This window comes from Actinoplanes sp. TFC3 (assembly GCF_001553785.1).
Lineage (GTDB): Bacteria > Actinomycetota > Actinomycetes > Mycobacteriales > Micromonosporaceae > Actinoplanes.
Map to the genome: position 1 here is coordinate 160787 of NZ_LOJP01000001.1, position 22974 is coordinate 183760.

A 22974-nucleotide genomic window follows, 5' to 3' on the forward strand; every position below is an offset into this window, starting at 1 on the left:
ACCCCGAACCCCCAGCAGCAGCCGGCGCCCCCACCCGGCCCCTATCCGCCCACGATGGACCCGCGAGCGGCCGCCCAGCAGCAACCACCGGGCCAGAACCCGCCGCCGGTCGATCCCTACCAGCAGCTTCCATGGGTCTCGGATGGCACGCCGACCGCTGAGGAATTTGCGCGGCGGCGGCTGGCCAAGCCGGCTGAGCCGGTGGCGACGATGGGGCCTCGGGCGCTGCTGCAAAAGGGCACGATGGGGCTGGTCCGGCTGGCTCCGGGCAAGCGGGAGCAGGAGTACAAGCAGGACGTCGAGATGGTCCGGCGCAACTTTGGTGGGCTGCGGCAGGTGACCGTGGTCAATCCGAAGGGTGGTGCCGGCAAGACTGTCGCCGTCCTGTTGCTTGCCATGACTTTCGGACAGAAGCGCGGGGGGTACGTCCTCGCGTGGGACAACAACGAGACTCAGGGAACCCTGGGTATGCGGGCGCAGCAGGACTTTCACGCTCGGACAGTGCGCGACATGATGCGCGACTTGCATCTGTTCCGGGGGTCGCACGGGCGCGTCGGTGATCTGTCGCAGTACGTGCGCGCCCAGGGTGAGGGCATGTTCGACGTGCTCGCCTCGGACGAGTCGGCGACTGCCGGTGAGATGCTCACGGCCAGCGCTTTCGCCGAGATCCGGGAGATCGTCAGCCGGTTCTACAAGCTGATTTTCGTGGACACCGGCAACAACGTACGAGCACAGAACTGGCAGGCGGCGATGGATGCCACCGACCAGCTCGTGATCACGATGTCGGCCCGTAACGACTCGGCTGAGACGGCGGCTCGGATGTTGGACCACTTGGAGCAGAGCGGCCGGCAGCGGCTCGTACGGCAGGCAGTGAGCGTTGTCACAATGCCCCCGACGCGCAAGGACATCGACTTGCCGGCGATCGAGCGGCACTTCGCGGCGCGGACGCGGGCGGTGCTGCTGGCTCCGTACGAGAAGCTCATCGACTCGGGGGAACCGCTGCGCTACGGCCACCTCTCCGGCAGCACCCGCGACGCCTGGCTCAAGATCGCCGCAGCGGTGGCGGAGGGCCTGTAGGGGCGGCCGGGCCAAACTGAAGGCCCGGCCGGAGGACCTCAGGACAGCGCGTCAGCCGCGGCTGGGTCGCTGTCACGCAGGAACTGGGCGCACCGCGCGGCCTCGTCGGATTCGTCAATCTGCGCCGCCGCCTGCGACAACGCGTACAGAGCCCGGAGGAAACCCTGGTTGGGCGCGTGCGCCCACGGCACCGGCCCGTGACCCTTCCAGCCGTTGCGGCGCAGGGCGTCGAGGCCGCGGTGGTAGCCCGTGCGCGCGTACGCATAGGCGGTCACCGGCTGCTTCTCCGCCAGTGAGCGCTCGGCCAGCGCCGCCCATCCGCCGCTGAAGGCCGGGAAGCGACCCGCCACCTCCTTGAACGCGTCGTCGGTTCCGGTCTCAGCCGCGGCGGCCAGCGCCTGCTCGGCTGCCTCGTCGGCGGGCAGGCGCGTGGCCGGAGGCTCGGGAAGAAGATTTTGCATGACACCTATTCAACCTGGTCGGTCGCGGCGCCGGACGCGCGGACGGGATGCCGATGGCTACCCTACGGGCATGTTCGGTGATCCCCAGCAGCCTTTCGACGCCACTGAGTTCGAGATCGAGACGCGTCCCGAGTTCGATGTCCACCTGGCCAAGCGGACCCTCGCCGGGCTGATTGTGCTGGGCCTGCGCCTCGATCAGAATCCGCCGGACTTCACCGGAGTGGACGTCACCGGAACCATGTTCGTGGGATGCGAGCTGGCCTCCGCCGACGTCGAAGTCGATCTGATCCGGCGCGGTGCCCAGCTGATCCCGCCCTTTGACGCGCGACCGTTTCCGACCCATCCGGCCCTGCTCTACACGCCCGAGGACCTCGCTTTCGGATTCGACGAGCATGGCTTCGCCGGGATGTACGACACCACCGTCTACCAGCACTTCCTCGAACACGGGGCGGCAACTCCGGACCTGCGCGAAGCAATTGCGCAGCGGTTGCACGATGCGGGAATCGATAACGCGCTCGGTAAGGCCCTTGCCGCTTGGTTCAACGCGCATGGGTCGCGGGCAGCCGTTGGGATCATGGGCGGGCATGCCGAATTGCGGGGCTCTGACGCGTACCGGATGGCCGCGACTTTGGCCCATCGCCTGGCCGGTGCCGGACGTCTGATCGTGACCGGCGGTGGGCCCGGAGTGATGGAAGCGGCGAATCTCGGCGCGTATTTCGCCACCCGATCGGCGGCTGAACTGGCCGACGCCATCGACCTGCTGGCTACCGCTCCGGCATTTCAGGAGCACGATCCGTTCACCGCCGCCGCGCTGGAGGTCCGCAAGCGTTTCCCGGCGCCGCCAGCCGCCGCAATCGACGTTGTAGCCCAGCTCAAGCATGGTGGGCTGGCGCTGCCGACGTGGCTCTACGGGCACGAACCCGCGAACCTTTTTGCCGGTCAGATCGGAAAATACTTCTCCAATGCCGTACGGGAAGACTCGATCTTGCGTCTTTCGCGCGGCGGCATCGTGTTCGCACCCGGGTGGGCCGGCACCGTGCAGGAAGTCTTCCAAGCCGCGACCAAGACGTTCTACGGCACCGACGGTCCGTCCGGCGCCTTCGTCTTCCTGGGCGCTGCGCATTGGGCCGAGTTGCCGGTTGAAGCCCTGCTCAGGCCGCTGCTGGCCAAGTCCCCGCACGGTGATCAATCGCAGCTCATCGTGGTGACGGATTCGCTCGACGAGGCGATGAACGCCCTGCAAGCGTGACGTCGTGACCGTGTGCTTCGACACACCCGGATGACCAAAACCGGGCTCCGGCGCGTCGCTGTGCGGTCATAGCTGTCGAGATGCCCTGCTCAATGCCAGTGGCGTCAGCCTGCCGACACCGGCCGATGGGTCGATCGGGCATGGCGCAAGGTAGGCTTTGCCCCGCTCGCCCCTTAGAGGGCCACCCAACTGCGCACCTACAGTCAGGAGTGCCCGTGGCTCGCGTCGTCGTCGACGTCATGCTGAAGCCAGAGATCCTCGATCCGCAGGGCCAGGCGGTAGCGAACGCGCTGCCACGGCTCGGCGTGAGCGACGTCTCCTCTGTACGTATCGGACGCCGCATCGAGATCGAGTTCGCCGGTGAACCCGACCTGGACACCGCCCGCGACATCGCCGACAAGCTGCTCGCCAACCCGGTCATCGAGGACTTCTCGATCCGGGTCGACGAGTCGGCCGGTGACGCCGCGCAGATGAGCGCGTGACCATGCGGATCGGAGTTGTCACCTTTCCCGGTTCCCTCGACGACGGTGACGCCGCTCGCGCGGTTCGCATCGCCGGCGGCGAGGCCGTTCGTCTCTGGCATGGAGACGCCGACATCCACGGCGTCGATGCCGTGGTCCTGCCCGGCGGCTTCTCGTACGGCGACGCGCTGCGGTGCGGCGCCATCGCCCGGTTCGCGCCGGTCATGGAGACCATCGCGGACGCCGCGCGGGGCGGTCTGCCCGTGCTCGGCATCTGCAACGGGTTCCAGATCCTCTGCGAGGCGCACCTGCTGCCCGGCGCTCTGACCCGCAACCAGCACCTGCACTTCCGCAACCGCGACCAGCACCTGCGCGTCGGCACGACGAGCACCGCCTGGACCAACGTCTTCACCGAGGGCGAAGAGATCCTCATCCCGGTGAAAAACGGCGAGGGCTGCTTCGTCGCCGACGAGCGCACGCTCGACGAGCTGGAGGGTGAGGGCCGGGTCGTGGCCCGCTACGCCCGCGGCAACCCGAACGGCTCGCAGCGCGACATCGCCGCGATCACCAACGCCGCCGGGAACGTGGTCGGCATCATGCCGCACCCGGAACACGCGGTGGAGGCGCTGACCGGCCCGTCCCTCGACGGTCTCGGGTTCTTCACCTCCGCGCTGCGGCACCTGGCCGGGGCCGCAGGCGGGCAGCTCACAGGGGGAGCCACGCGATGACCACCCAGCACGACACCTCGACCCCCGGCGCCGAGGCGGCGGGCGGGGTGCCGAATCAGCCAGCGGCGGCCCGCACCGGCTTCGCCGCGACCGACGTGCTGGTCAGCGAGTTCGGCGGGGTGGACACCGTCGAGCGGGCCTTCGAGACGCCGGATGACCTGCAGCCGCACACTGAGCTGGGGCTCAAGGACGACGAATACGAGCGGATCCGGCAGATCCTCGGGCGCCGCCCGACCGCCTCCGAGCTCGCGATGTATTCGATCATGTGGAGCGAGCACTGCTCCTACAAGTCGAGCAAGGTGCACCTGCGCCAGTTCGGCGAGAAGGCCCCCAAGAGCACCCGCATGCTCGCCGGCATCGGCGAGAACGCGGGCGTGGTGCAGATCTCCGACGAGCTCGCCGTCACCTTCAAGGTCGAGTCGCACAACCACCCGAGCTACGTCGAGCCCTACCAGGGTGCGGCCACCGGCGTCGGCGGCATCGTGCGCGACATCCTCGCCATGGGCGCCCGCCCGGTCGCCGTGATGGACCCGCTGCGCTTCGGTGCCGCGGACCACCCGGACACCGCGCGCGTGCTGCCCGGCGTGGTCGCCGGCATCGGCGGCTACGGCAACTGTCTGGGCCTGCCCAACATCGGTGGCGAGATTGTCTTCGACCCGTGTTACCAGGGCAACCCGCTGGTCAACGCGCTGAGCATCGGCGTGCTGCCGGTCGAGCGGCTGCAGCACAAGGAGGCAGCCGGCATCGGCAACATCGTCGTCCTGCTCGGTGCGCGCACCGGCCGCGACGGCATCGGCGGTGTCTCCGTGCTGGCGTCGGCCACCTTCGACGAGGGCGCCGAGCAGCGCCGCCCGTCGGTGCAGGTCGGCGACCCCTTCATGGAGAAGCTGCTGATCGAAAGCTGCCTCGAGCTCTACGACGCCGGCCTCGTGGCGGGCATCCAGGACCTCGGCGGCGCCGGCCTGACCTGCGCTCTCACCGAGACCGCGGCCGCCGCCGGCACGGGCATGCGCGTCTGGCTGGAGCGCGTCCCGCTGCGCGAGGCGTCGATGTCGCCAACCGAGATCCTGGCCAGCGAGTCGCAGGAGCGCATGCTCCTGATCGTCACGCCGGACAAGCTCGACCAGGTGCTCGCCGTCGCCGAGAAGTGGGGCGTGTGGGCCACCGCGATCGGCGAGGTCACCCCGAGCGACACCACCGGGCACCCCGGCCGCCTCGTGATCAGCTGGAACGACCACGTCGTGGTGGACGTGCCGCCCGGCTCGCTCGCCGACGACGGCCCGGTCTACGCCCGCCCGATCCGCGAACCCGCCGACCTGATCCTGCTGCAGGCCGACCGTGCCGAGACGCTGCCGCGGCCCACCACGCCCGAGGAGCTGCGCGAGACCGTTCTGCGGATGATCGCTTCGCCCAACCTTTGTGACAAGACCTGGGTGACCGAGCAGTACGACCGGTACGTGCTCGGCAACACGGTGCTGGCCCAGCCCGAGGACGCCGGCGTGCTGCGCATCGACGAGCGCACCGGGCTCGGCGTGGCCCTGTCGGTGGACGGCAACGGCCGCTACGCGCGCCTCGACCCGTATGAGGGCGCCAAGCTCGGTCTCGCCGAGGCCTACCGCAACGTGGCGATCACCGGTGCCGAGCCGATCGCGGTCACCGACTGCCTCAACTTCGGCTCCCCCGAGGACCCGGCCGTCATGTGGCAGTTCGCCGAGGCCGTCCGCGGTCTCGCCGACGGCTGCCAGCAGTTGGGCATCCCGGTAACCGGCGGCAACGTCAGCTTCTACAACCAGACCGGCGCCGCGGCGATCCACCCGACCCCGGTTGTCGGCGTGCTCGGCGTCTTCGACAACGTGGCCACCCGCGTGCCGATGGGCTTCCCGCCCCCGCCCACCGCGGAAGGCGACCTGCTCTTCCTGCTCGGCGACACCTCGTGCGAGCTGTCGGGCTCCGAGTGGGCCTGGGTCACCCACAGCCACCTCGGCGGCCGTCCGCCCAAGGTGGACCTGACCCACGAGCAGCGCCTCGGCCGCCTCATGGCGCAGGCAGCGGAACGCGAGCACGTCGTCGCCGCCCACGACCTGTCCGATGGCGGCCTGTCCCAGGTGCTCATCGAGTCCTGCCTGCGCCGCAACGTCGGTGCCCGCATCACGCTGCCCGAGCACGACGAATCGGTCACCCCGTTCGTCTGGCTCTTCAGCGAGTCGGCCGGCCGCACAGTGGTCGCCGTCCCCCGCGGTCACGACAAGGCATTCGCAGCGCTGGCAGCCGAGCACGGTGTGAGCTGCACCCAGATCGGCGTGACCACCGAGGAGCAGACCCTCGACATCCACGGCCAGTTCACCATCGGCCTGGACGAACTGCGCGAGGCCTTCACCTCAACGATGCGCAACCTCTTCGGCAGCAGCGCCGAGGTCGGTGCCCGCGCCATCGCCGAGGCGCTGCCCGAGCCGGCCAACGAGCTGACCTTCGAGATCAGCGACCCCTCCGCCACCAACGTCCAGCCCGCCGCCGACGCGGCAGCGGCCGAAGCTGCGGTGACCGGATCGGCCCCGGAGAAGTCGCCGGGATCCGAGTTGGACCACCCGGCTTCGCCGTCGGAAAGCGGCCCGGCCGCTGCCTCCGCTAGCTCGCTGGCCGCGGGTTCCGAATCGGCTGCGGGGTCCGGCCCGGCTGCGGAGGTTGCCGACGTTCCGGCCGGGACGCCTGCCGCTGAGGACGACGAGAGCGAGAAGTAGTCGCTGTTCAGCTTCATACGGAACGCCACGGCTGGGTGCCGTGGCGTTTCGCTTTTCCGGGGTAGCGGCGTCTTCGTGCGAGGCACTAGTTATCTGAGGGCGGGCGCGGTGGTCGTACTCTTCTGGCCTACTGGGCACCGGAGGTTGGCATGGGTTTATCGGGTCGGAACTGCCCTGACTGCGGCCGGCGCGTCAGCAAGCCTTTTCAGAAGACGATCACCGGGCGGGAGGTCTGCCCGGACTGCGCGAACGCCCTGTCCATGGGGTCCGCCGCGGGTGCGATCACCGGTGATGTGGGCGTGGGGTTCGGGGTGTGGGCGATGCTCATGCGCAAGGTCCGTCGGCGCGCCAGTTGATCGCTGGGGCTCTGTGGGGATCTCCCGGTTCAACGACGAAGGCCGGCTCCACCATGATGGTGGAGCCGGCCTCGGCGTCGTTCTTACTCAGTTGTCCCAGTCGCCGCGCTGACCAGTAGGGGGCTGCTGGCGAGGCGCGGGCCGCCGGCCGACCTGCTCCTCCTGGCCGTAGCCATTGCCGCGCTGGTCGTAGCCCTGGTCGGCGTAGTCCTCCTGGCCGCCGCCGTAGCCGCCGGCACCAGCACCAGCACCGCCGCCGCCGTCGTAGGTGCCGCCGCCGCGTTGCCCACCGTAGGTACCACCACCTTGCGGGGCGCCGCCGTACCCGCCACCTTGCGGCTGGCCGCCCTGGTCGTAGCCGCCCTGGTCACCGTAGCCACCCTGGTCGGCATACCCGTCCTGGTCACCGCCGTAGCCACCGGCACCACCACCGCCGTAGGTGCCACCGCCACGCTGCCCGCCATAGGCACCGCCATCTTGCGGAGCGCCACCGTAAGCACGGCTGCCCTGCGGAGCAGCACCGCCGTAAGCACCCCCGCCGTACGAGCCGCCCCCCTGAGCAGCAGCACCGCCGTAGGTGCCACCGCCCTGGGTAGCACCGCCCTGGGTAGCACCGCCCTGGGTAGCACCGCCCTGGGTAGCACCGCCCTGGGTAGCACCGCCATACGCGCCACCGCCGCCGTTAGCCGGGCCGTAGGCGTTGCCGCTGTCGATGCCGCCGCCCGGGCCGTTCCAGCCGCCGTTGCCGTAGCCGCCCTGGTCACCGTTGCCGTAGCCGCCGGCCGGGTACGGCTCCTGCTGGCCGTACCCGTCGTCATAGCCCTGGTCGGCACCGCCGTAGCCGGCTGGCTGGTCGTCATACGCGCCGGGTTCGGGGTGGTACATGCCCGTGGGCTCGTCGTAGCGCGGAGGCTGGGCGGGCTGGTTGCCGTAGCCGTTGTAGGCGGCGTCCTGCTGGTCGTCGTAGTTGTCGTAGCCGTTGCCCTGGGCCGGAACCGGCGCGCCGCCGAACTGGGTGGCGGCTCCGGACGTGCCATAACCGCCTGGCGCGTTGAACGAGCCGTTTTGCGGTAGCGGGGCGCCGTAGGGGTCGGGGAACTCGTCGTCGGCCGGTGTGGAGGGCATCGGCGCCTGCTGGATCATTGTCGGAGCGTCCGCCATGGACGGTGCGCCCGAGCGAGGGGCGATCATCGTTGCGTCGGACACGCGGCCGCCGCCCACCGGGGCTGCGATGCGAGTCTCGTCGGCTCCGGCGTAGCGGCCTGCACCGACGCCGGCCGTGGGGCCACCTCGGGGACCACCACCATTCGGGTCGTCCGGGTCGTCGTCGTTGCCGGCGCTCTTGCGGCGCATCACGACCAGCACGATCGCACCGACGCCGGCGGCCACGAGCAGCACGCCCAGGATGATGTAGAGCGTCGAGTTGGAGCTGCTGTCGGTCTTGGCCGCGTTGCTCGGCTGGGGTGCGGCTGCCGCGGGGGCCTCGTCGGTCGGGTCGTCCGCGGCGTCGTCGGTCGGGTCGTCGGTCGGCGCGGTGCTCGTCTTTGCGGACGGCGCCGGGGTCGGGGACGTGGTGGCGGCGATCAGCGTGAGGGTCAGCGGCACGTTCACCGACTTGTCGGCCTGCCCGGTGGCGTTGACCGGGGTCGCCTGATAGCCCTGCTTGACCGCGCCGACCGCCAGCGTGCCGACCGCGATCGGCTTGGTGTCGGTGGACTCGATGGAGTACGAGCCGTTGCCGCTCGACGTCGTTTCGAACGTCGTGCCGTTGCTGTCGCGCAGGGCGACTGCGGCGCCGGCCACGGCCTTGCCGTCCTGGTCCTTGACCTTGCCGCTGACCTGGCGCACCGCGCGGGGCTTGTCCGGCCCGCGCACCGTGACGGTGCGGCTGGCGTTGCCCCGGCCGTCGTTGTTCTTCGCGTTGACCTGCACCTGGAAGGTCTTCGACTTGCCGGCGTCGACGCTGCCGGCCACCAGGGTGATGGAGAACTCGCCGGACGTCTGACCAGGGAGGACTGTCACATCACCGGGGTTGCAGTCACCACTGCAGGTGAGGCCGCCGGTGTTCACCGTGACGTTCACCTTGGGATCGCCGGTCGGCGGGTCGGTGACGGTGCCCGGTGGCGGGTTGGTGACCTGGAATTTGAGTGTGGTCTTGCCGCCGGAGGGGATGTCCCCTGACGACAGGCTGGTGATGGACACTTGCGGAGCATCGGCAAGCGCCGCCACCGGGGCGGCGACTACTGCGCCGACCACCAGGGCCAGGAACGCACCGGCCTGGACAGCCCGGGCTCGTAGGTGCGTTGTCACGTCCACCGCCTTCCGGTCGCACGGTCCCCGAGCCGGCTGAAAGATGGCCCATGGATCCCGCGACGAGTACACACCGTCGGCCACTATGCCCTGTCGGGCGACGTCCGCGCGACCCAGGGCCGCTGCGGTGTGGCCGATCGCCGGGTCGTATTGTCCCGACGTGTCTCCTGCGCACAATAAATCCGAGTCGGTGAACCAGGCGTTGGACGCGCTGGACGCCGGTGACGAACCGGACCGCACGCTGCTTCGTGACGCTGTGCGAGCACTGCTGGGGGAGCTGGCGCGAACAGCTCCGGGCCGATCGGTGGAGGTCCGTATTCCACCTTTCGGTGCTATTCAGTGTGTCGAAGGTCCCCGTCACACCCGCGGCACTCCGCCCAATGTGGTCGAGACCGATCCGATGACCTGGTTGCTCGTCGCGACAGGTCGCCTGACCTGGGCAGAAGCGGTCGAAACCGGTCGCGTGCGGGCCAGCGGTATACGCACCGATCTGACTCCGTACCTCCCTGTGCACCAGGGCTGATACGCCATCGGCCGCGTACACTTATCGGTCGGAACAGCCCGCAAGTACAAGCAGCTTGCAATACCGCAGACCGCACGTACGAGCAGACACAGCATGAGGGAGCAAGCGCGTGCCCCGAGGCGACGGCCGGTTGACCGACGATCTCGACCCCCAGGACCGCGGACCCCAGGATGCCTGCGGCGTCTTCGGCGTCTGGGCCCCGGAGGAAGAGGTCGCCAAACTCACCTATTTCGGCCTTTTCGCACTGCAGCACCGTGGCCAGGAAGCCGCGGGCATCGCTGTCAGTGACGGCACCGGAGTGGTGGTTTACAAGGATCTCGGCCTGGTCTCCCAGGTCTTCGACGAGCCGACGCTGGCGAGCCTGCGCGGCCACCTCGCGATCGGTCACACCCGTTACTCCACCACCGGCGGTTCCAACTGGGAGAACGCCCAGCCGACGATCCGGGCCACCACGGCCGGCACCACGATCGCCCTGGCGCACAACGGCAACCTGGTGAACACCGCCGAGCTGGCGCGCGAGATCCAGGAGCGCGGGCTGGACGCCGGTGACGCCACCTCCGACACCGCGATGGTGACCACTCTGCTGGCCAGCCGCCCCGACCTGTCCGTCGAGGCCGCGGCCATGGAGGTGCTCCCGCGGCTGCGGGGCGCGTTCAGCTTCGTCTTCATGGATGAGAGCACCCTGTACGCCGCCCGGGACGCCCAAGGTGTGCGCCCCCTCGTGCTGGGTCGCATGGAGCGTGGCTGGGCCGTGGCGAGCGAGACCGCCGCGCTGGACATCGTCGGTGCCAGCTTCGTGCGCGAGGTCGAGCCGGGCGAGATCCTGGCGATCGACGAGCACGGCCTGCGCTCCAGCCGGTTCGCCACCCCCGAACCCAAGGGCTGTCTTTTCGAGTACGTCTACCTGGCGCGCCCCGACACGACAATCGCCGGTCGCAACATGTACGCAGCCCGGGTCGAGGTCGGCCGCCGGCTGGCCAAGGAGCACCCGGTTGAAGCCGACCTGGTCATCGGCGTACCGCAGTCGGGCATCCCGGCCGCCATCGGGTATGCCGAGGAGTCGGGCATCCCGTACAGCGAAGGCTTCATGAAGAACGCGTACGTCGGCCGTACCTTCATCCAGCCCTCGCAGACGATCCGGCAGCTCGGCATCCGCCTCAAGCTCAACCCCCTGCGCGAGGTCGTGCGCGGCAAGCGCATCGTGGTCGTCGACGACTCGATCGTGCGCGGCAACACCCAGCGCGCCCAGATCCGGATGCTGCGCGAGGCCGGCGCCCTGGAGGTGCACGTGCGCATCTCGTCGCCGCCGGTGAAGTGGCCCTGCTTCTACGGCATCGACTTCGCCACCCGCGCCGAGCTGATCGCCAACGGCTTGGAGATCGACGGCATCCGCCGCTCGATCGGCGCCGACTCCCTGGGTTACGTGTCGCTGGACAACCTGGTCCAGGCCACCGAGCAGCCCAAATCCCGGCTTTGCATGGCCTGCTTCGACGGGCAGTACCCGATCGAGCTGCCGGCCGGGCACCTGATCGGCAAGCACCTGCTCGAAAGCGTCGGCAAGCGCGCCAAGATGCCCGCCGCCACCCCGGCCGCTGCCACCGCCGCCGTGGCCGACCTCGAGCAGGAATACGAGGCCGAGCAGTACATCGAGGGCGAACGCGAGCAGGCTCAGCCGCTCGTCGGCAGCCCGGGTGGGGTTGACGCTCTGCATCACCCGTGAGACCTCCCGGTGACCGGCGGCCAGTTGCGCCGGTCACCGGCTTGGGTTCGGGGGGACCTCGGCTTTAGTGTCGACGGGGCGGAACCGTTCGGGCCGCGCGGGACGTCGAAATGATCGGCTCAGTTCGAGCAGCACCACCATCAAAGGGGAGAACCGTGACGCACGTGTCCGAGCGCAACAGTGCCGGATCCAACGGCGCCGAAGACGCCGACCGCCAGCCTTGGTCGGCGGGATCGGGCCGCACCGGGCGCAAGCGGACATCGACGTACGCGGACGCGGGTGTCTCGATCGAGGCCGGTGACCGGGCCGTCGAGCTGCTCAAGTCGAAGGTCAAGCGGACCGCTCGCCCCGAGGTGATGGGTGACCTGGGCGGCTTTGCGGGCCTGTTCAAGCTGAACACGCAGAAGTACAAGAGCCCGATTCTGGCCTCGTCGACCGATGGCGTGGGCACCAAGCTGGTCATCGCCCAGCAGCTCAACATCCACGACACGATCGGCATCGACCTGGTCGCCATGGTGGTGGACGACCTCGTGGCCTGTGGTGCCGAGCCGCTCTTCCTGCTCGACTACATCGCGTGCGGCGAGGTCGTGCCGGACAAGGTCGCGGAGATCGGTGCCGGCATTGCCGATGGATGCCGGTACGCCGGCTGCGCGCTCCTGGGCGGCGAGACGGCCGAGCACCCGGGTGTCATGCGTCCCGACGAGTACGACGTCTCCGCCACCGGCGTCGGCGTGGTCGAGGAGAGCGAGATCCTCGGCGCCCACCGGGTGGAGCTGGGCGACGCGGTCATCGCGATGCGCTCCTCCGGCCTGCACTCCAACGGATACTCGCTGGTCCGCCACGTGCTGCTGGGCGCCGGCCGGATGCGCCTGGACACCGTGGTCGACGACTTCGGCGGTCAGCGCACCCTCGGCGAGGAGCTGCTCACCCCGACCAAGATCTACGCGAAGGACTGCCTCGGCCTGATCGAGGAGACCGATGTACGCGCGTTCAGCCACGTCACCGGCGGTGGCATCCCCGGCAACCTGTGCCGCGTGCTGCCGGAGAACATGGACGCCGTGGTCGACCGCTCGTCGTGGCGCCCGCAGCCGATCTTCGACCTGATCCAGGCCAAGGGTCGTATCGAGGACAACGAGATGGAAGCCACGTTCAACATGGGCGTGGGCATGTTCGCGATCGTCTCCGCCGACGACGCCGACCGGGCGATGGCCTACCTGACCGGCCGCGGCATCGAGGCGTGGCAGGTCGGCGAGGTCATCGAGGGCAACGGCGACGTTCAGATGGTCGGGCAGTACACCCGCGGCTGAGGGCCGCCCAGTAACGACGGCCCGCCCGGGCCGGCTTCCCGCGCCAGGCGCGCTGTGAGGTCGTACCGGGCGGGCTGCTGTTTTTCCGGGCATGTAATGATTCGTGTCTATCAATACCCCGTATCGTCGGGGGCGGAGCGGACGCCGGTGGACGCGGGCACTTAGCCTGACCTCAGTCGACGACTACGGGGAGGGAACCACGGTGTGGAGCGGCATGCGCGGGATCGCCACGGTCCCCACCTACGTCGTCATGCAGCCGACAACGCTGTGCAACCTTGACTGCTCCTACTGCTATCTGCCGTTGCGCCGCGTTGATCAGAAGATGCCGGTAGCGGTGGCCGAGGCGGTGGCGGCGTCGGTTGACAGCTGGTCTCGTACCGCAAGATTCTCGGTCGTTTGGCACGGAGGCGAGCCCCTCGCCGCGGGCCGGGACCACTTCGCGGCCCTGCTCGAGCCCTTCGCCGCAGGTGTCGAGCACCACGTGCAAACCAACGCGACGCTGATCGACGACGCGTGGTGCGAGTTCTTCACCGAACGCCAGATCAGGGTCAGCGTCAGCATCGACGGCCCCGAGCCGCGCAACGCCGACCGGGTCACCCGGGGTGACAAGCCCGCGTACGGTCGCATCATGCGTGGCATCGAAGCGCTACGCCGGCACAACATCCCGTTCTCGGCCCTGTGCGTCGTCGGCCAGCCGGCCCCCGGCCTGGCCACCGACCTGTACGAATTCTTCCTCAGCCTCGGCTGCGACGTGCTCGGCATCAACGTCGAGGAGCTCGAAGGCGTCAACACCCGCACCAACAGCCACCCAGCTGGGCAGGTCAGAGCGTTCTGGGCCGAGCTGCTGACCGCCTGGCGCCGCAACCCAAGCATCCACCTGCGCGAAGTCGAATGGTTCCTGCGTTACGCCGCCGCAGTCCTGGACGGCACCGCCGACGAAGTCCTCCCCCGCCGCCTCGACCCCATCCCCACCATCGCCCACGACGGCAGTGTGGTCTTGCTCTCACCCGAGCTGGCCGGCTTCTCCGATCCCCGATACGGCGACTTCAGCAGCGGTAACGTCCTGACTACCCCGTTGGCGACGATCCTTGCAGAAGCCACCGCCACCCCCTGGATCCAGGAGTTCCTCACCGGCGTTGAAGCCTGCCGCACCCAATGCCCGTACTTCGGCTTCTGCGGCGGCGCCCACGCGGCCAACCGCTACTTCGAGCACGGGCGGTTCGACGTGACAACGACGGATCACTGCAGGAACAGCAAGATTCGCCTACTCGAGGGAGTGCTGGACCATGCCCGAGACCACCAGCCCACGGCCGTCTGACCCATCGACCGAGTCAGCGACGGCTGAGCCTGTTGTGACGGCTGAGCCTGTTATGGCTCGGGTGAAGGAGACGCGGGAGGGGTTGGCTGCGCTTCTTGCGGAGGCGGACCAGGCTCGGCGGCGGCGGGCGGAGAGTCCGGGGGATGAGTCGGCTGTTTGCGCTTGGAACCACTTCGAGAACATTCCGACGTTCTACAACTGGAACAACCGGCCTCGATAAGGGATCGCTCGGTCCGGGAGGGCAGGCCGCTGGCGCGGGCCGGGGAGAGCGGCCATTCTGGGCGGGGGACGATGCGCGGGTCCGAGAGAGCGCGGCGTTGGCTTGAAGGATCGGCCAAAGCCGAGACCCTCGCAGAGGACAGCACCCATCGCCACATCACCAAGCCCGCAGCCCACCCCTCAGACACGCACCGCCCGAGGGGAAAAGCCGAATAGCGCGCCCACCTACAAGCAAAGCTTGCAGAGCAAAGCGCGCATCCAAACTACGGCCGCACCTCTCACCCCCGACGACAGCCGCGGAGGCAGCCGTCAGGTGGAGAAAGGCGTCGGTGAAGCAGGAAGGAACCGTCCGGGGTAGGCCATGATGCCCACGTGGCGCGGGACTGCCGCGTGGGCATCATGGTTACACCGGAACGATCGCAACACACGGGAGCACGCGGGCAGCCGCGTGCTCTGTGTTGTCCGGCTCTCGCGGGTCAGTGCCTAGATGGCGACCAGCGGTCCTGCTCGTCGTCCGCGTCGTCGTCCTCGTCATCGTCGACGAACTCATCGTTGTCGTCGTCGAAGCGATGATCGGACTTACCAGCACCCGCCAGTTCGCGCTGCAAGGCGGTGAGGTCGGTGTTCGGGGAGTGATACTTCAACTCCCGGGCCACCTTTGTCTGCTTGGCCTTAGCACGGCCGCGCCCCATGGCTCGACCCCCTCGCACAGAATTCGGGGCAGCCCGAAGGCGGGCCCCGATGACGTCAGGCATCTCTCGTGGGTCTTACGGTACATGGACGATGCCGCCTTCGGCACCTCGGGTTACGTGTACCACCGTCGCGCGTCGCGGCACGTTGCGGACCGGACGCGCGACAGGGCACAAAACGCTCCCCGGAACGCCCACCCCGGGAGACAAAACGCCCACCCCGGAGAAGCCGAGGGAAGTCGGTCAAGCCTCGGCAAGCCGCAAGAAGCCCGGCATGCCCGGCCAAGCCCCAGGCGAGCCCAAGCAAGCCGGGAAGGCGAGCAGCAGCTCAGCCCAGATAGATGCTGCGGAGCCGTCCCACCTCAGCCATCCGCCGCTCAGCGAGCCGGTCCGCAGCCACCGCCGGAGGCACACCGTCGTTATCCGCTAAACGCAGAATCTCCCCCGTGGTGTCGAAGATCTTCGTGGCGCGCAGCTTGGCCCGCTCGAAGTTGAAGCCCTCGATCTCGTCCGCCACCTGGATCACCCCGCCGGCGTTCACCACGTAGTCCGGCGCGTACAGGATCCCGCGTTCTTCCAGAAGCTTCTCGATCCCGGGGTGGGCGAGCTGGTTGTTCGCCGCCCCCGCCACCACCGAGGCACGCAGCACCGGCACGGTTTCGTCGTTCAGGGCGCCGCCGAGCGCGCAGGGGGCGTACACGTCGATGTCGCTTGTGATGAGCGTCTGCGTGTCCGGCACCAGGTCCACCGCGGGGTGGGTGGTGCGGGCCCAGTCCAGCGCGGCCGGGCTGACGTCCGTGGCCACCACCGCGGCGCCGTCCTCGATCAGGTGATTCACCAGGTACTTGCCGACCTTGCCGAGCCCGGCCACACCCACCCGGCGCCCGGACAGGGTGGTGCTGCCCCAGGTGTGCTCGGCCGCCGCCCGCATGCCCTGGAAAACCCCCCAGGCGGTCAGCACCGACGAGTCCCCGGCGCCGCCGTGTTCGACGCTGCGGCCGGTCACATATTTTGTCTCGCGGCCGATCACGTCCATGTCCGGCACATACGTGCCGACGTCGCAGGCGGTGTAGTAGCGCCCGTGCAGGGATTGCACGAATCGGCCGTACGCCCGCAGCAGCGCCTCGGTCTTGTCCAGGGCCGGATCACCCCAGATCACGGCCTTGCCGCCGCCGTGGTCGAGGCCGGCCAGCGCGTTCTTGTACGCCATGCCGCGCGAGAGGTTGAGCGCGTCGGTGACGGCCGCCTCTTCGCTCTCGTACGGGTAGAACCGGGTTCCACCCAGCGCGGGCCCTAGGGCCGTGGAGTAGATGCTGATGATCGCCTTCAGGCCCGTGTGCCGGTCCTGGCAGAAAGCGACCTGCTCGTGCCCGGCGGCATCGGTGCCGTCGCTGCTTACGAACACGCCCATGACGACTGCTCCCTTGTGAGGTGCTCACCGTCCGGCTGAGGGGTATGCCGGACATCACGAAAAGCCTAGTGCGGCCGGTGGAACCGTGATTGGCCGCGCGCGGGAAGTCAATCGGCGGCAATTTCATGAAAGGATCGCGCCGTGCCGTCACTGTTCGCGTCGTACCTGCGGGTTTACGAGCCACTGACCGCCTTCGACCGTGAGCGCCAAGTTTTTTGGCGGCGTTACGCCCGGGAGGGCCGCGCCCTCGGGCCGGCGGAGGGGCCGGTCCGGCAGCGCAGCGCCGTGCTGGAAGCGCTCGGTGCCGGGTGGACGCGGCTGCCCGATCTGCCCGACGAGGCCTACGTCATGGAGTGGGGCGACACCCTGCTCGTCTGCCCCTGGAACCTTCGCCTGCGGGTAGCCGAAGCAGCCCTGAACGCCCGCGACGGGGTGCCCAGCGTGCTGGCCGATGCCTTCGTGCCGCCGGTGCTGGCCGGGCAGGCCAAGGCGGTGGTGGACGACTGGCGCAGCGGCGCGAAGGTGCTGGAGCACGGTGTTCCCCGGGTGCACGAACAGGTGGCCACGTGGGGTGTACCGCTGCGATGGTTTGTTTTTGTCGATCTGGAGGAGCGCGAGATCAGCCTGACCGGGGAGCGCCGGACGTTGCGCTACCGAACGGAGATCTCGAAGGCGCGGCGGCGGGCGCATCGTGGGGTGTCGGTGCTGCGCAAGTCGTTGGGGGACGCTCCGATCACCGAGGCGGTCGAGGAGGGCACCCGGTGGCTGGAGGAATTCCACCCGCGCTCGATCGTCGAGCTGGACTACGGCGGCCTCACCGGCTTGCTGAACGACGACGATTTGCGCGACGACGACTCGCCGGGGTTGGTGGCGGCCGGGCTGTCCGCATTGTCGCGCGGCGATGCCGATGCGGCGACCGAGGCCTACGAGAAGATCGTCGCTCGGTGGCGCGCTGTGCAGTTGCTGGAACGCTGTAACTAAGACCTGGAAATCGACGAGGGTAACGCTCTGAGCAGCCTAAATGGGACTTTAGGGCACGGATCGCTGCCCCTGGAAGCGCTTCCAAGGCGAACACTCTTCGTGATCGGTGTCCACCGAAGCGTGATTTTCGGTCCAAACAAGACACTTTCTGGCGTAGAAAACTCGCATAAATCGGGCATGCTTCAACCGTCTATCTAGGGACGTTCGGCCGTTCGGCCCATGTCGGACATCGGGGACTAGCCGGACCATGAGAGACGCACCGGCCGGCGGGACCCCGGCCGATGTCTTTAGGTACCTGTGGAGGAGTGACCGATGGCATCGCGTACGCACGATCCTGAGCCGCTACTAACGCCGGCCGAGGTGGCGTCGATGTTCCGAGTCGACCCGAAAACCGTCACCCGGTGGGCCAAGGCGGGCAAGCTCAGCGCAATTCGCACCCTGGGCGGGCACCGTCGCTACCGGGAGTCGGAGGTTCGCGCCCTGCTGCAGGGGCAGATCCCCTCGCAGCGTCAGGGCGACTGAACGGACCGCAGTCGACCGAGGGACCGATGAAAGGGGCGAGCGCCGGGGAAGGCGATCGCCCCTTAATCGTTCCTGGAGTAAAAACTAGAACATGGATCAACCCGTCATCGGCGACGTCTTCGGCGAGCTTGTCCAGGACGCCTTCGCGGTACGAACCGGCGTCGGCCCCCGCCCCCTGGCCGGCGGTCGCGTGCCTCGCCCGGTCATCGAGATCATCGAGCGCGACGACGGCCTGATCAACGGCGCCCCCGCCGATCACTATCTGGCCGAGCCGGACGAGTGGCAGCCGCACGACCATCGCGCCTTGCGCCTGTGCCGCGGTGCGGTGCTGGACATCGGGTGCGGCGCTGGCCGTACCGCATTGGAATTGCAACGCCGCAGCATGGCCGTCACCGGGCTGGATATTTCCCCCGGAGCGATCGCCATCGCGCGCAAGCGCGGCCTGCGCGACACCGTGCTCACCTCGGTCGACGAGTACGCCCGCGCCGCCACCCGCTACGACACGTTCCTCATGCTCGGCAACAACCTCGGCCTGATCGAAGGCCCGGAACGCGCGCCCGTCTTCCTCGCCGCGCTGGCGCAACTGGCCCGCCCCGGCGCCCGGATCATCGCCCAGGGCACCGACCCATACGGCACCACCGACCCGGTACACGTCGGCTATCACGAGCGCAACCGCGAACGTGGCCGGCTCGGCGGTCAACTGCGACTGCGACTGCGCTACCGGATGCAGGCCACCGATTGGTTCGACTATCTCGTCTGCTCGGTTGCCGAGCTTGAGGAGCTGCTGCACGGCACCGGCTGGCGGCTGAAATCGGTCGACGAGCAGGACCGGCCTTACTACCTTGCGGTCATGGAGCTCAACCCATGACAACCCTCAGCAAAGAACAGGTACGAATAAGCCGCCGCATGTCCCAGGTCCTGCGCCATCGCCCCGAGGCAGCCGGGCTCACCCTGGACGCCAACGGCTGGGTGAGCGTCGCGGACCTGCTCGCCGCGTTGCACATCGACCGGGCCGCCCTCGACGTGGTCGTCGCCGGCAACGACAAGTCCCGCTTCGCCGTGGCCGCCGGGCCGGACGGTGTCGAGCGGATCCGCGCCAGCCAGGGCCACTCCAGCCGGGTCGGCATCGACCTCGCGCTCGACCCGGCCGACCCGCCCGCCACGCTCTTCCACGGCACCCCGCGGCACAACGCGGTTCCGATCAAGCAAGACGGGCTACGGCCGGGGTCGCGTCAGCACGTCCACCTGTCGCCCGACGCCACCACCGCGACCGCCGTCGGCCGCCGCCGCTCGCCGGACGTGGTGATCTTCAAGGTGGACACCGCGGCGATGGCGCAGGCCGGGCACGTCTTCTACCGGAGCGAGAACGGTGTCTGGCTGACTGCCGCCGTACCGCCGGCTTATCTTGATGAACATTCCCGATAACCGGACAAAAAGCCTGATGCTGGGAACCGCCGCCTCGGTTCGTTAGCGTGTGGGGATGAGGGGAGTTACTCGGCGTCAGCTGACGAATCTCCTCGGTGCTTGTGGAGTGGTCGCGACGCTCGGCGGATTGGCCTTCGGGCTGCCCGCGCTCAACCAGGCGCTGCCCGCCGAACGGTCCGTGGACACCGGCCGCCCGTACGCGATCGGGGGTGGAGTGGATGTGATCCCCCCGGCCGGCGCGCGCATCGATGTCACTGAGACCCGGCCGGCGCAGGACACCGGAACCGTGCTCTTCAGGCTCGGCGCGGTGCGCTACCTGATCGCCGTCCGGCGCTTCGACGGCTCGCTCCAGGCGGCGGTTACCGGGCTGCGGCAACGCATCACTGGGACGTCGGGCTACCAGGTCACCGGCACCGAGCTCTCGGTGGAAGCGGCGGGAGGGCTCGTCGGGTTGCAGGGGGCCTACAGCGGTCCGGGCCGCGGTGGCCGATACGCGGTCTTCGTGGCGGACGGGCACACCATCGAGGTCACGGTCAGCGGGGCCGATCTGGACCTCGGGCGCGTGCTGCCCCAGATCGACGCGAGCACCCGGACGTTGCGCTACACCCCCGAGCCGCCCGAATGACAGCGGAGTCGCACTTGCGCAGTCAGCGGACCGCGCCCGTGCAACCGGGTGCCGGTTCGGAACCGGGGACGTTGCGGCTGCCCGCGTTCTGGATTGTGATCATGCTGCTAGCCGCCGGTGGTGTGCGGATGTCACTCCTCGTAGCTCAGTACGCGGCGGCGTACCCCTTGGCGCTTCTGACCGCAGTTGTGCTTTTCGCCCTGCTCGCGGTGCCGTTCTGGTTCGTCGTCTCGGAGCTGGACTTTCTCGAACGCGAGCCACCAGGGCTGCTGGTCGTGGCGTTTGCGTGGGGTGGGCTCGTGGCGACCTCGGTGTCAATCCCGGGCAGCGGCGCGCTCGACGACATCATCGCCAAACTCGGCTCCCCGCATCTCGCGGCGGACTGGGGTGCCGCGCTGGCCGGTCCGACAGTGGAGGAGATCGCCAAGACGCTGGGCGTGGTCGCGATCGTGCTGATCGCCCGCAACCAGGTGAACAGCGTGCTCGACGGCGTGGTCTACGGCGCGATGGTCGGCCTGGGATTCCAGATCATCGAGGACATCGTGTACGCGATGGGCGCGGTGGCCCTGGCCGGTCGCGGGGACCATGTCGGGCCCGTTGTCACTACTTTCCTGCTGCGCGGCTTTCTGTCCGGCGTGTGGAGCCACACCCTTTTCGGTGCGCTCGCGGGGGCCGGTGTCGGTTATCTAGTGGTACGAGGTGAGCGCTCTCTTCGGACCAGAATCGGCGCCGCCACCCTCGCCCTCGTAGGCGCATGGGCCTCGCATGTGCTCTGGAATTCCCCGTTGCTGCGCGACGGCCTCGGCAACGGCGCGGTGGCCCTGCTCGCGGTGCTGATCCTCAAGGGCCTGCCCCCGCTGCTGCTGATCTGGCTGCTGGTGCGCGCTGCCCACGACCGCGAAGCCGACTACTACGCCGCGCAGCTGACCGAACTCGACGACCCGGAACTGATCACGCCCGCCGAGGTTGAGGCGCTCAAGGCTGGCTCGCGACGGGCCAGCGCGCGCTCCTACGCCCGGGTCCGAGCGGGTTGGCGGGCCCGGGCTGCCGTACGCCGCCTGCAGCGCGCCCAGGCCCGGCTCGCCGTGGAGCTGAGCCGCAACACAGCCGACCTGAGCCGCTGGCACCACGAGGTGCGCCGGCAACGCCGCATCCTTGTGGAGCTGGGACACCCGGAGGCCGTTGCGCCGGACGGGAAGGGGCCGTGGCGTCGTACCGCATCGGCGGTCTTCTCCACGGCCCTCGCCGTCGCCGTCCTCTGGGCCGTGGTCAGCAGCCTGGGCGGCGGCTGATTCTCAGATCGCCGGGGGCAGGCCGCCGTCGCCGTCCACGATCGTCTCCGGGGTGCCGTCCTCGTCGAGGTCGACCATCGTGATGTCGACCAGGCCGTCGCCGTCGGTGTCGAACTGGAACAGGTCCGGCTTGCCGTCGCCGTCGGTGTCGGACACCCAGACATCGGGCTTGCCGTCGCCGTTCGTGTCCGTCGCGAGCAGGTCCACGCGGTCGTTACCGCGGGTCTCGACGGTCTCCTGCGGCTCGCTCATGATGACTCCTCGCTCGTAAGTTGGTCCCAAGTTAGATGCCCCCTGCCAGTCCCGCGAGTCGGGCGCTGTGACAGATGTCGCTGGATTGTGCGGAACTCGCCGGTAACGTTGCCCGACGTGGATATCGCGCCTCTTCTGGGTAGCCGGAGTGCCGGGGCACTCGGCGAACGCATGGGCATCTCGATCACCGAGGCCAGTGCCGAGCGGGTAGTCGCCACCATGCCGGTGGAAGGCAACACCCAGCCGTACGGGCTGCTGCACGGCGGTGCGTCCTGCGTACTGGCCGAGACGGTCGGTTCGGTGGGCGCGGTGCTGCACGGCGCCACGGTCGACCGGCCGTTCGCGGTGGGGGTCGACATCAACGCCACCCATCACAAGGCGGTCCGCTCCGGCGTCGTCACCGCGGTGGCCACTCCGGTGCACCGCGGGCGTACGGCTGTGACGTACGAGATCGTCATCAGTGACGATGACGGCGGCCGGGTCTGCACTGCCCGGCTCACCTGCCTCCTTCGTGGCGCATAGGGCGCGGTAGTTGACGGATCCGCGTACCTTTCTTGACGTGACCGAAGTACCACAGCACGCATTCGACGACGCGGCGCAGGTGTTGCATTGCGCGCTCAGCGGCGACAGCGACGCGGTGGTCGGCACCTTCGATGCGGTCGTCGACCGATCCGGCGTCGTGGGTGCCTGGGACGTGGCCTGGTGCCTCGCCGCGACGATGGTCGGCCGCAACGTACCGCTGGGTGGGGCCTGGACCCTGGAGTTCCCCGGAATCGACGACGCCCGATACGACAAGCGCTGGGTGGCCCGTTTCGTCAGCGCCTACGTCAACGGTGACGTCAACACCGGCGAAGCCCTGTTCGGCGCGGCCATCGCCGACGGTCAGCTGCCGGATTGCCTGCTGGCGGTGGCCGGCTCGACGGTGGCCACGCTGCGCCACCGAGCCGCCTAACTGTTCTTGAGATAGAGCGCTCTCGCATACTGGGCCGCTGCCGCCTCGTTGTACATCGACGCTTGCGCGGTGAACCAGTCGTTGTCGGCGAGCGCGCGTTTGGCCTGCGCGGTCTCCTTCCAGCGAATGACCCCGTCCACCTCTGAGAGGCCCCTTGCCTTGAATTCCTGACGCATCTGCGACCTCCCGCTCCGGTAGACCTCGAAGGCCTGCTCGGCTTGCCGCATGGCCTCCATCCCCTTCTCCATCAGCGCCTCGGCCAGCTTCCAGGCGGACTGCTCTTCCGCACTCTTGAATGTCAGCACGTCGGACCTCCTTGACTCACCTCTACGGATGGGAAGGCCAATGCGCTAGGTCC

At 68.9% G+C, this 22974-nt stretch carries 25 protein-coding genes; 18 read left to right on the forward strand and 7 right to left on the reverse strand.

Annotation, left to right across the window (positions count from 1 at the left end; genetic code table 11):
* Positions 1-1077, forward strand: a 1077-nt coding sequence (locus TFC3_RS00705; RefSeq protein ID WP_236717914.1) for an AAA family ATPase, incomplete at its 5' end; no start/stop codon positions are given.
* Positions 1078-1115: 38 nt separating this feature from the next.
* On the opposite strand, the gene TFC3_RS00710 is transcribed toward TFC3_RS00705, so the two are convergent.
* Positions 1116-1538 carry a DUF3151 domain-containing protein gene (locus tag TFC3_RS00710; protein WP_067494150.1) on the reverse strand — a complete coding sequence of 141 codons (423 nt, stop codon included), beginning with the start codon at positions 1536-1538 and terminating at the stop codon, positions 1116-1118.
* Positions 1539-1608: 70 nt separating this feature from the next.
* Between TFC3_RS00710 and TFC3_RS00715 the strand changes: the two genes are divergently transcribed.
* From TFC3_RS00715 to purL, 4 genes are all read left to right on the forward strand, one after another.
* Entirely contained in the window at positions 1609-2787 is a 1179-nt protein-coding gene (locus tag TFC3_RS00715) for a hypothetical protein (protein ID WP_067494159.1), read from the forward strand.
* Positions 2788-3002: 215 nt separating this feature from the next.
* Positions 3003-3269: a phosphoribosylformylglycinamidine synthase subunit PurS gene (purS, locus tag TFC3_RS00720; RefSeq protein WP_067494162.1), complete on the forward strand. Its 267-nt coding sequence runs from the start codon at positions 3003-3005 to the stop codon at positions 3267-3269.
* Entirely contained in the window at positions 3266-3976 is a 711-nt protein-coding gene (gene purQ / locus TFC3_RS00725; RefSeq protein WP_067494165.1) for a phosphoribosylformylglycinamidine synthase subunit PurQ, read from the forward strand. The genes purS and purQ overlap by 4 nt, the downstream gene beginning before the upstream one ends.
* Positions 3973-6714: a phosphoribosylformylglycinamidine synthase subunit PurL gene (gene purL, locus TFC3_RS00730; RefSeq protein WP_082771791.1), complete on the forward strand. Its 2742-nt coding sequence runs from the start codon at positions 3973-3975 to the stop codon at positions 6712-6714. Before purQ ends, purL begins: the two co-directional genes overlap by 4 nt.
* Before the next feature lie 205 nt (positions 6715-6919).
* Here purL and TFC3_RS39935 read toward each other — a convergent pair whose 3' ends face one another.
* Both TFC3_RS39935 and TFC3_RS00735 read right to left on the reverse strand, forming a co-directional pair.
* Entirely contained in the window at positions 6920-7042 is a 123-nt protein-coding gene (locus tag TFC3_RS39935) for a hypothetical protein (protein ID WP_255363739.1), read from the reverse strand.
* A 115-nt stretch (positions 7043-7157) separates the two neighbouring features.
* The gene (locus TFC3_RS00735; protein ID WP_161952509.1) at positions 7158-9380 is read right to left on the reverse strand and encodes a carboxypeptidase regulatory-like domain-containing protein; all 2223 of its coding nucleotides are present in this window, start codon (positions 9378-9380) and stop codon (positions 7158-7160) included.
* A 160-nt stretch (positions 9381-9540) separates the two neighbouring features.
* On the opposite strand from TFC3_RS00735, the gene TFC3_RS00740 reads away from it, so the two are divergent.
* The 5 genes from TFC3_RS00740 (at position 9541) to amcA (ending at position 14468) form a co-directional block, all read left to right on the forward strand.
* Entirely contained in the window at positions 9541-9903 is a 363-nt protein-coding gene (locus TFC3_RS00740) for a sterol carrier family protein (RefSeq protein ID WP_067494171.1), read from the forward strand.
* A gap of 109 nt (positions 9904-10012) precedes the next feature.
* Positions 10013-11623 (forward strand): amidophosphoribosyltransferase, encoded by a 1611-nt coding sequence (purF, locus tag TFC3_RS00745; RefSeq protein ID WP_067494174.1) that lies wholly within the window; start codon positions 10013-10015, stop codon positions 11621-11623.
* A gap of 155 nt (positions 11624-11778) precedes the next feature.
* A complete protein-coding gene (gene purM, locus TFC3_RS00750) occupies positions 11779-12930 on the forward strand; it encodes a phosphoribosylformylglycinamidine cyclo-ligase (RefSeq protein WP_067494177.1) in 1152 nt (383 codons plus the stop codon).
* A 214-nt stretch (positions 12931-13144) separates the two neighbouring features.
* Entirely contained in the window at positions 13145-14248 is a 1104-nt protein-coding gene (amcB, locus tag TFC3_RS00755) for a cyclophane-forming radical SAM peptide maturase AmcB (RefSeq protein ID WP_067494180.1), read from the forward strand.
* Positions 14217-14468, forward strand: coding sequence for a multiple cyclophane-containing RiPP AmcA (gene amcA, locus TFC3_RS40140; RefSeq protein WP_082771794.1), 252 nt, complete (start codon positions 14217-14219; stop codon positions 14466-14468). Before amcB ends, amcA begins: the two co-directional genes overlap by 32 nt.
* A 475-nt stretch (positions 14469-14943) precedes the next feature.
* Here amcA and TFC3_RS00760 read toward each other — a convergent pair whose 3' ends face one another.
* Together TFC3_RS00760 and TFC3_RS00765 are read right to left on the reverse strand one after the other, a co-directional pair.
* The gene (locus tag TFC3_RS00760; protein ID WP_067494183.1) at positions 14944-15159 is read right to left on the reverse strand and encodes a DUF3073 domain-containing protein; all 216 of its coding nucleotides are present in this window, start codon (positions 15157-15159) and stop codon (positions 14944-14946) included.
* A 325-nt stretch (positions 15160-15484) separates the two neighbouring features.
* Positions 15485-16567, reverse strand: coding sequence for a Glu/Leu/Phe/Val dehydrogenase (locus TFC3_RS00765; protein ID WP_067494185.1), 1083 nt, complete (start codon positions 16565-16567; stop codon positions 15485-15487).
* Between the two features lie 141 nt (positions 16568-16708).
* Here TFC3_RS00765 and TFC3_RS00770 point away from each other — a divergent pair, with 141 nt between their 5' ends.
* From TFC3_RS00770 to TFC3_RS00795, 6 genes are all read left to right on the forward strand, one after another.
* A complete protein-coding gene (locus TFC3_RS00770) occupies positions 16709-17548 on the forward strand; it encodes a hypothetical protein (protein ID WP_067494187.1) in 840 nt (279 codons plus the stop codon).
* Between the two features lie 312 nt (positions 17549-17860).
* Positions 17861-18070 carry a BldC family transcriptional regulator gene (locus TFC3_RS00775; protein WP_067494190.1) on the forward strand — a complete coding sequence of 70 codons (210 nt, stop codon included), beginning with the start codon at positions 17861-17863 and terminating at the stop codon, positions 18068-18070.
* Positions 18071-18161: 91 nt separating this feature from the next.
* Positions 18162-18938, forward strand: coding sequence for a bifunctional 2-polyprenyl-6-hydroxyphenol methylase/3-demethylubiquinol 3-O-methyltransferase UbiG (locus tag TFC3_RS00780; protein ID WP_067494194.1), 777 nt, complete (start codon positions 18162-18164; stop codon positions 18936-18938).
* A complete protein-coding gene (locus TFC3_RS00785) occupies positions 18935-19495 on the forward strand; it encodes an RNA 2'-phosphotransferase (protein ID WP_067494197.1) in 561 nt (186 codons plus the stop codon). Before TFC3_RS00780 ends, TFC3_RS00785 begins: the two co-directional genes overlap by 4 nt.
* A 55-nt stretch (positions 19496-19550) precedes the next feature.
* On the forward strand, positions 19551-20120 hold the full coding sequence (locus TFC3_RS00790) for a hypothetical protein (RefSeq protein ID WP_067494199.1): 570 nt from the start codon (positions 19551-19553) through the stop codon (positions 20118-20120).
* A gap of 128 nt (positions 20121-20248) precedes the next feature.
* Positions 20249-21412 carry a PrsW family intramembrane metalloprotease gene (locus tag TFC3_RS00795; RefSeq protein ID WP_236717915.1) on the forward strand — a complete coding sequence of 388 codons (1164 nt, stop codon included), beginning with the start codon at positions 20249-20251 and terminating at the stop codon, positions 21410-21412.
* Positions 21413-21415: 3 nt separating this feature from the next.
* On the opposite strand, the gene TFC3_RS00800 is transcribed toward TFC3_RS00795, so the two are convergent.
* Positions 21416-21664 (reverse strand): hypothetical protein, encoded by a 249-nt coding sequence (locus tag TFC3_RS00800; protein WP_067494206.1) that lies wholly within the window; start codon positions 21662-21664, stop codon positions 21416-21418.
* Between the two features lie 171 nt (positions 21665-21835).
* Here TFC3_RS00800 and TFC3_RS00805 point away from each other — a divergent pair, with 171 nt between their 5' ends.
* On the forward strand, positions 21836-22186 hold the full coding sequence (locus TFC3_RS00805) for a hotdog fold thioesterase (RefSeq protein WP_067494210.1): 351 nt from the start codon (positions 21836-21838) through the stop codon (positions 22184-22186).
* Positions 22187-22223: 37 nt separating this feature from the next.
* The gene (locus tag TFC3_RS00810; RefSeq protein WP_067494213.1) at positions 22224-22616 is read left to right on the forward strand and encodes a hypothetical protein; all 393 of its coding nucleotides are present in this window, start codon (positions 22224-22226) and stop codon (positions 22614-22616) included.
* Here the strand turns inward: TFC3_RS00810 and TFC3_RS00815 are convergent.
* Positions 22613-22921, reverse strand: coding sequence for a hypothetical protein (locus TFC3_RS00815; protein WP_067494215.1), 309 nt, complete (start codon positions 22919-22921; stop codon positions 22613-22615). The two genes, TFC3_RS00810 and TFC3_RS00815, sit on opposite strands and share 4 nt — an antisense overlap.
* Positions 22922-22974 lie beyond the last annotated feature (53 nt).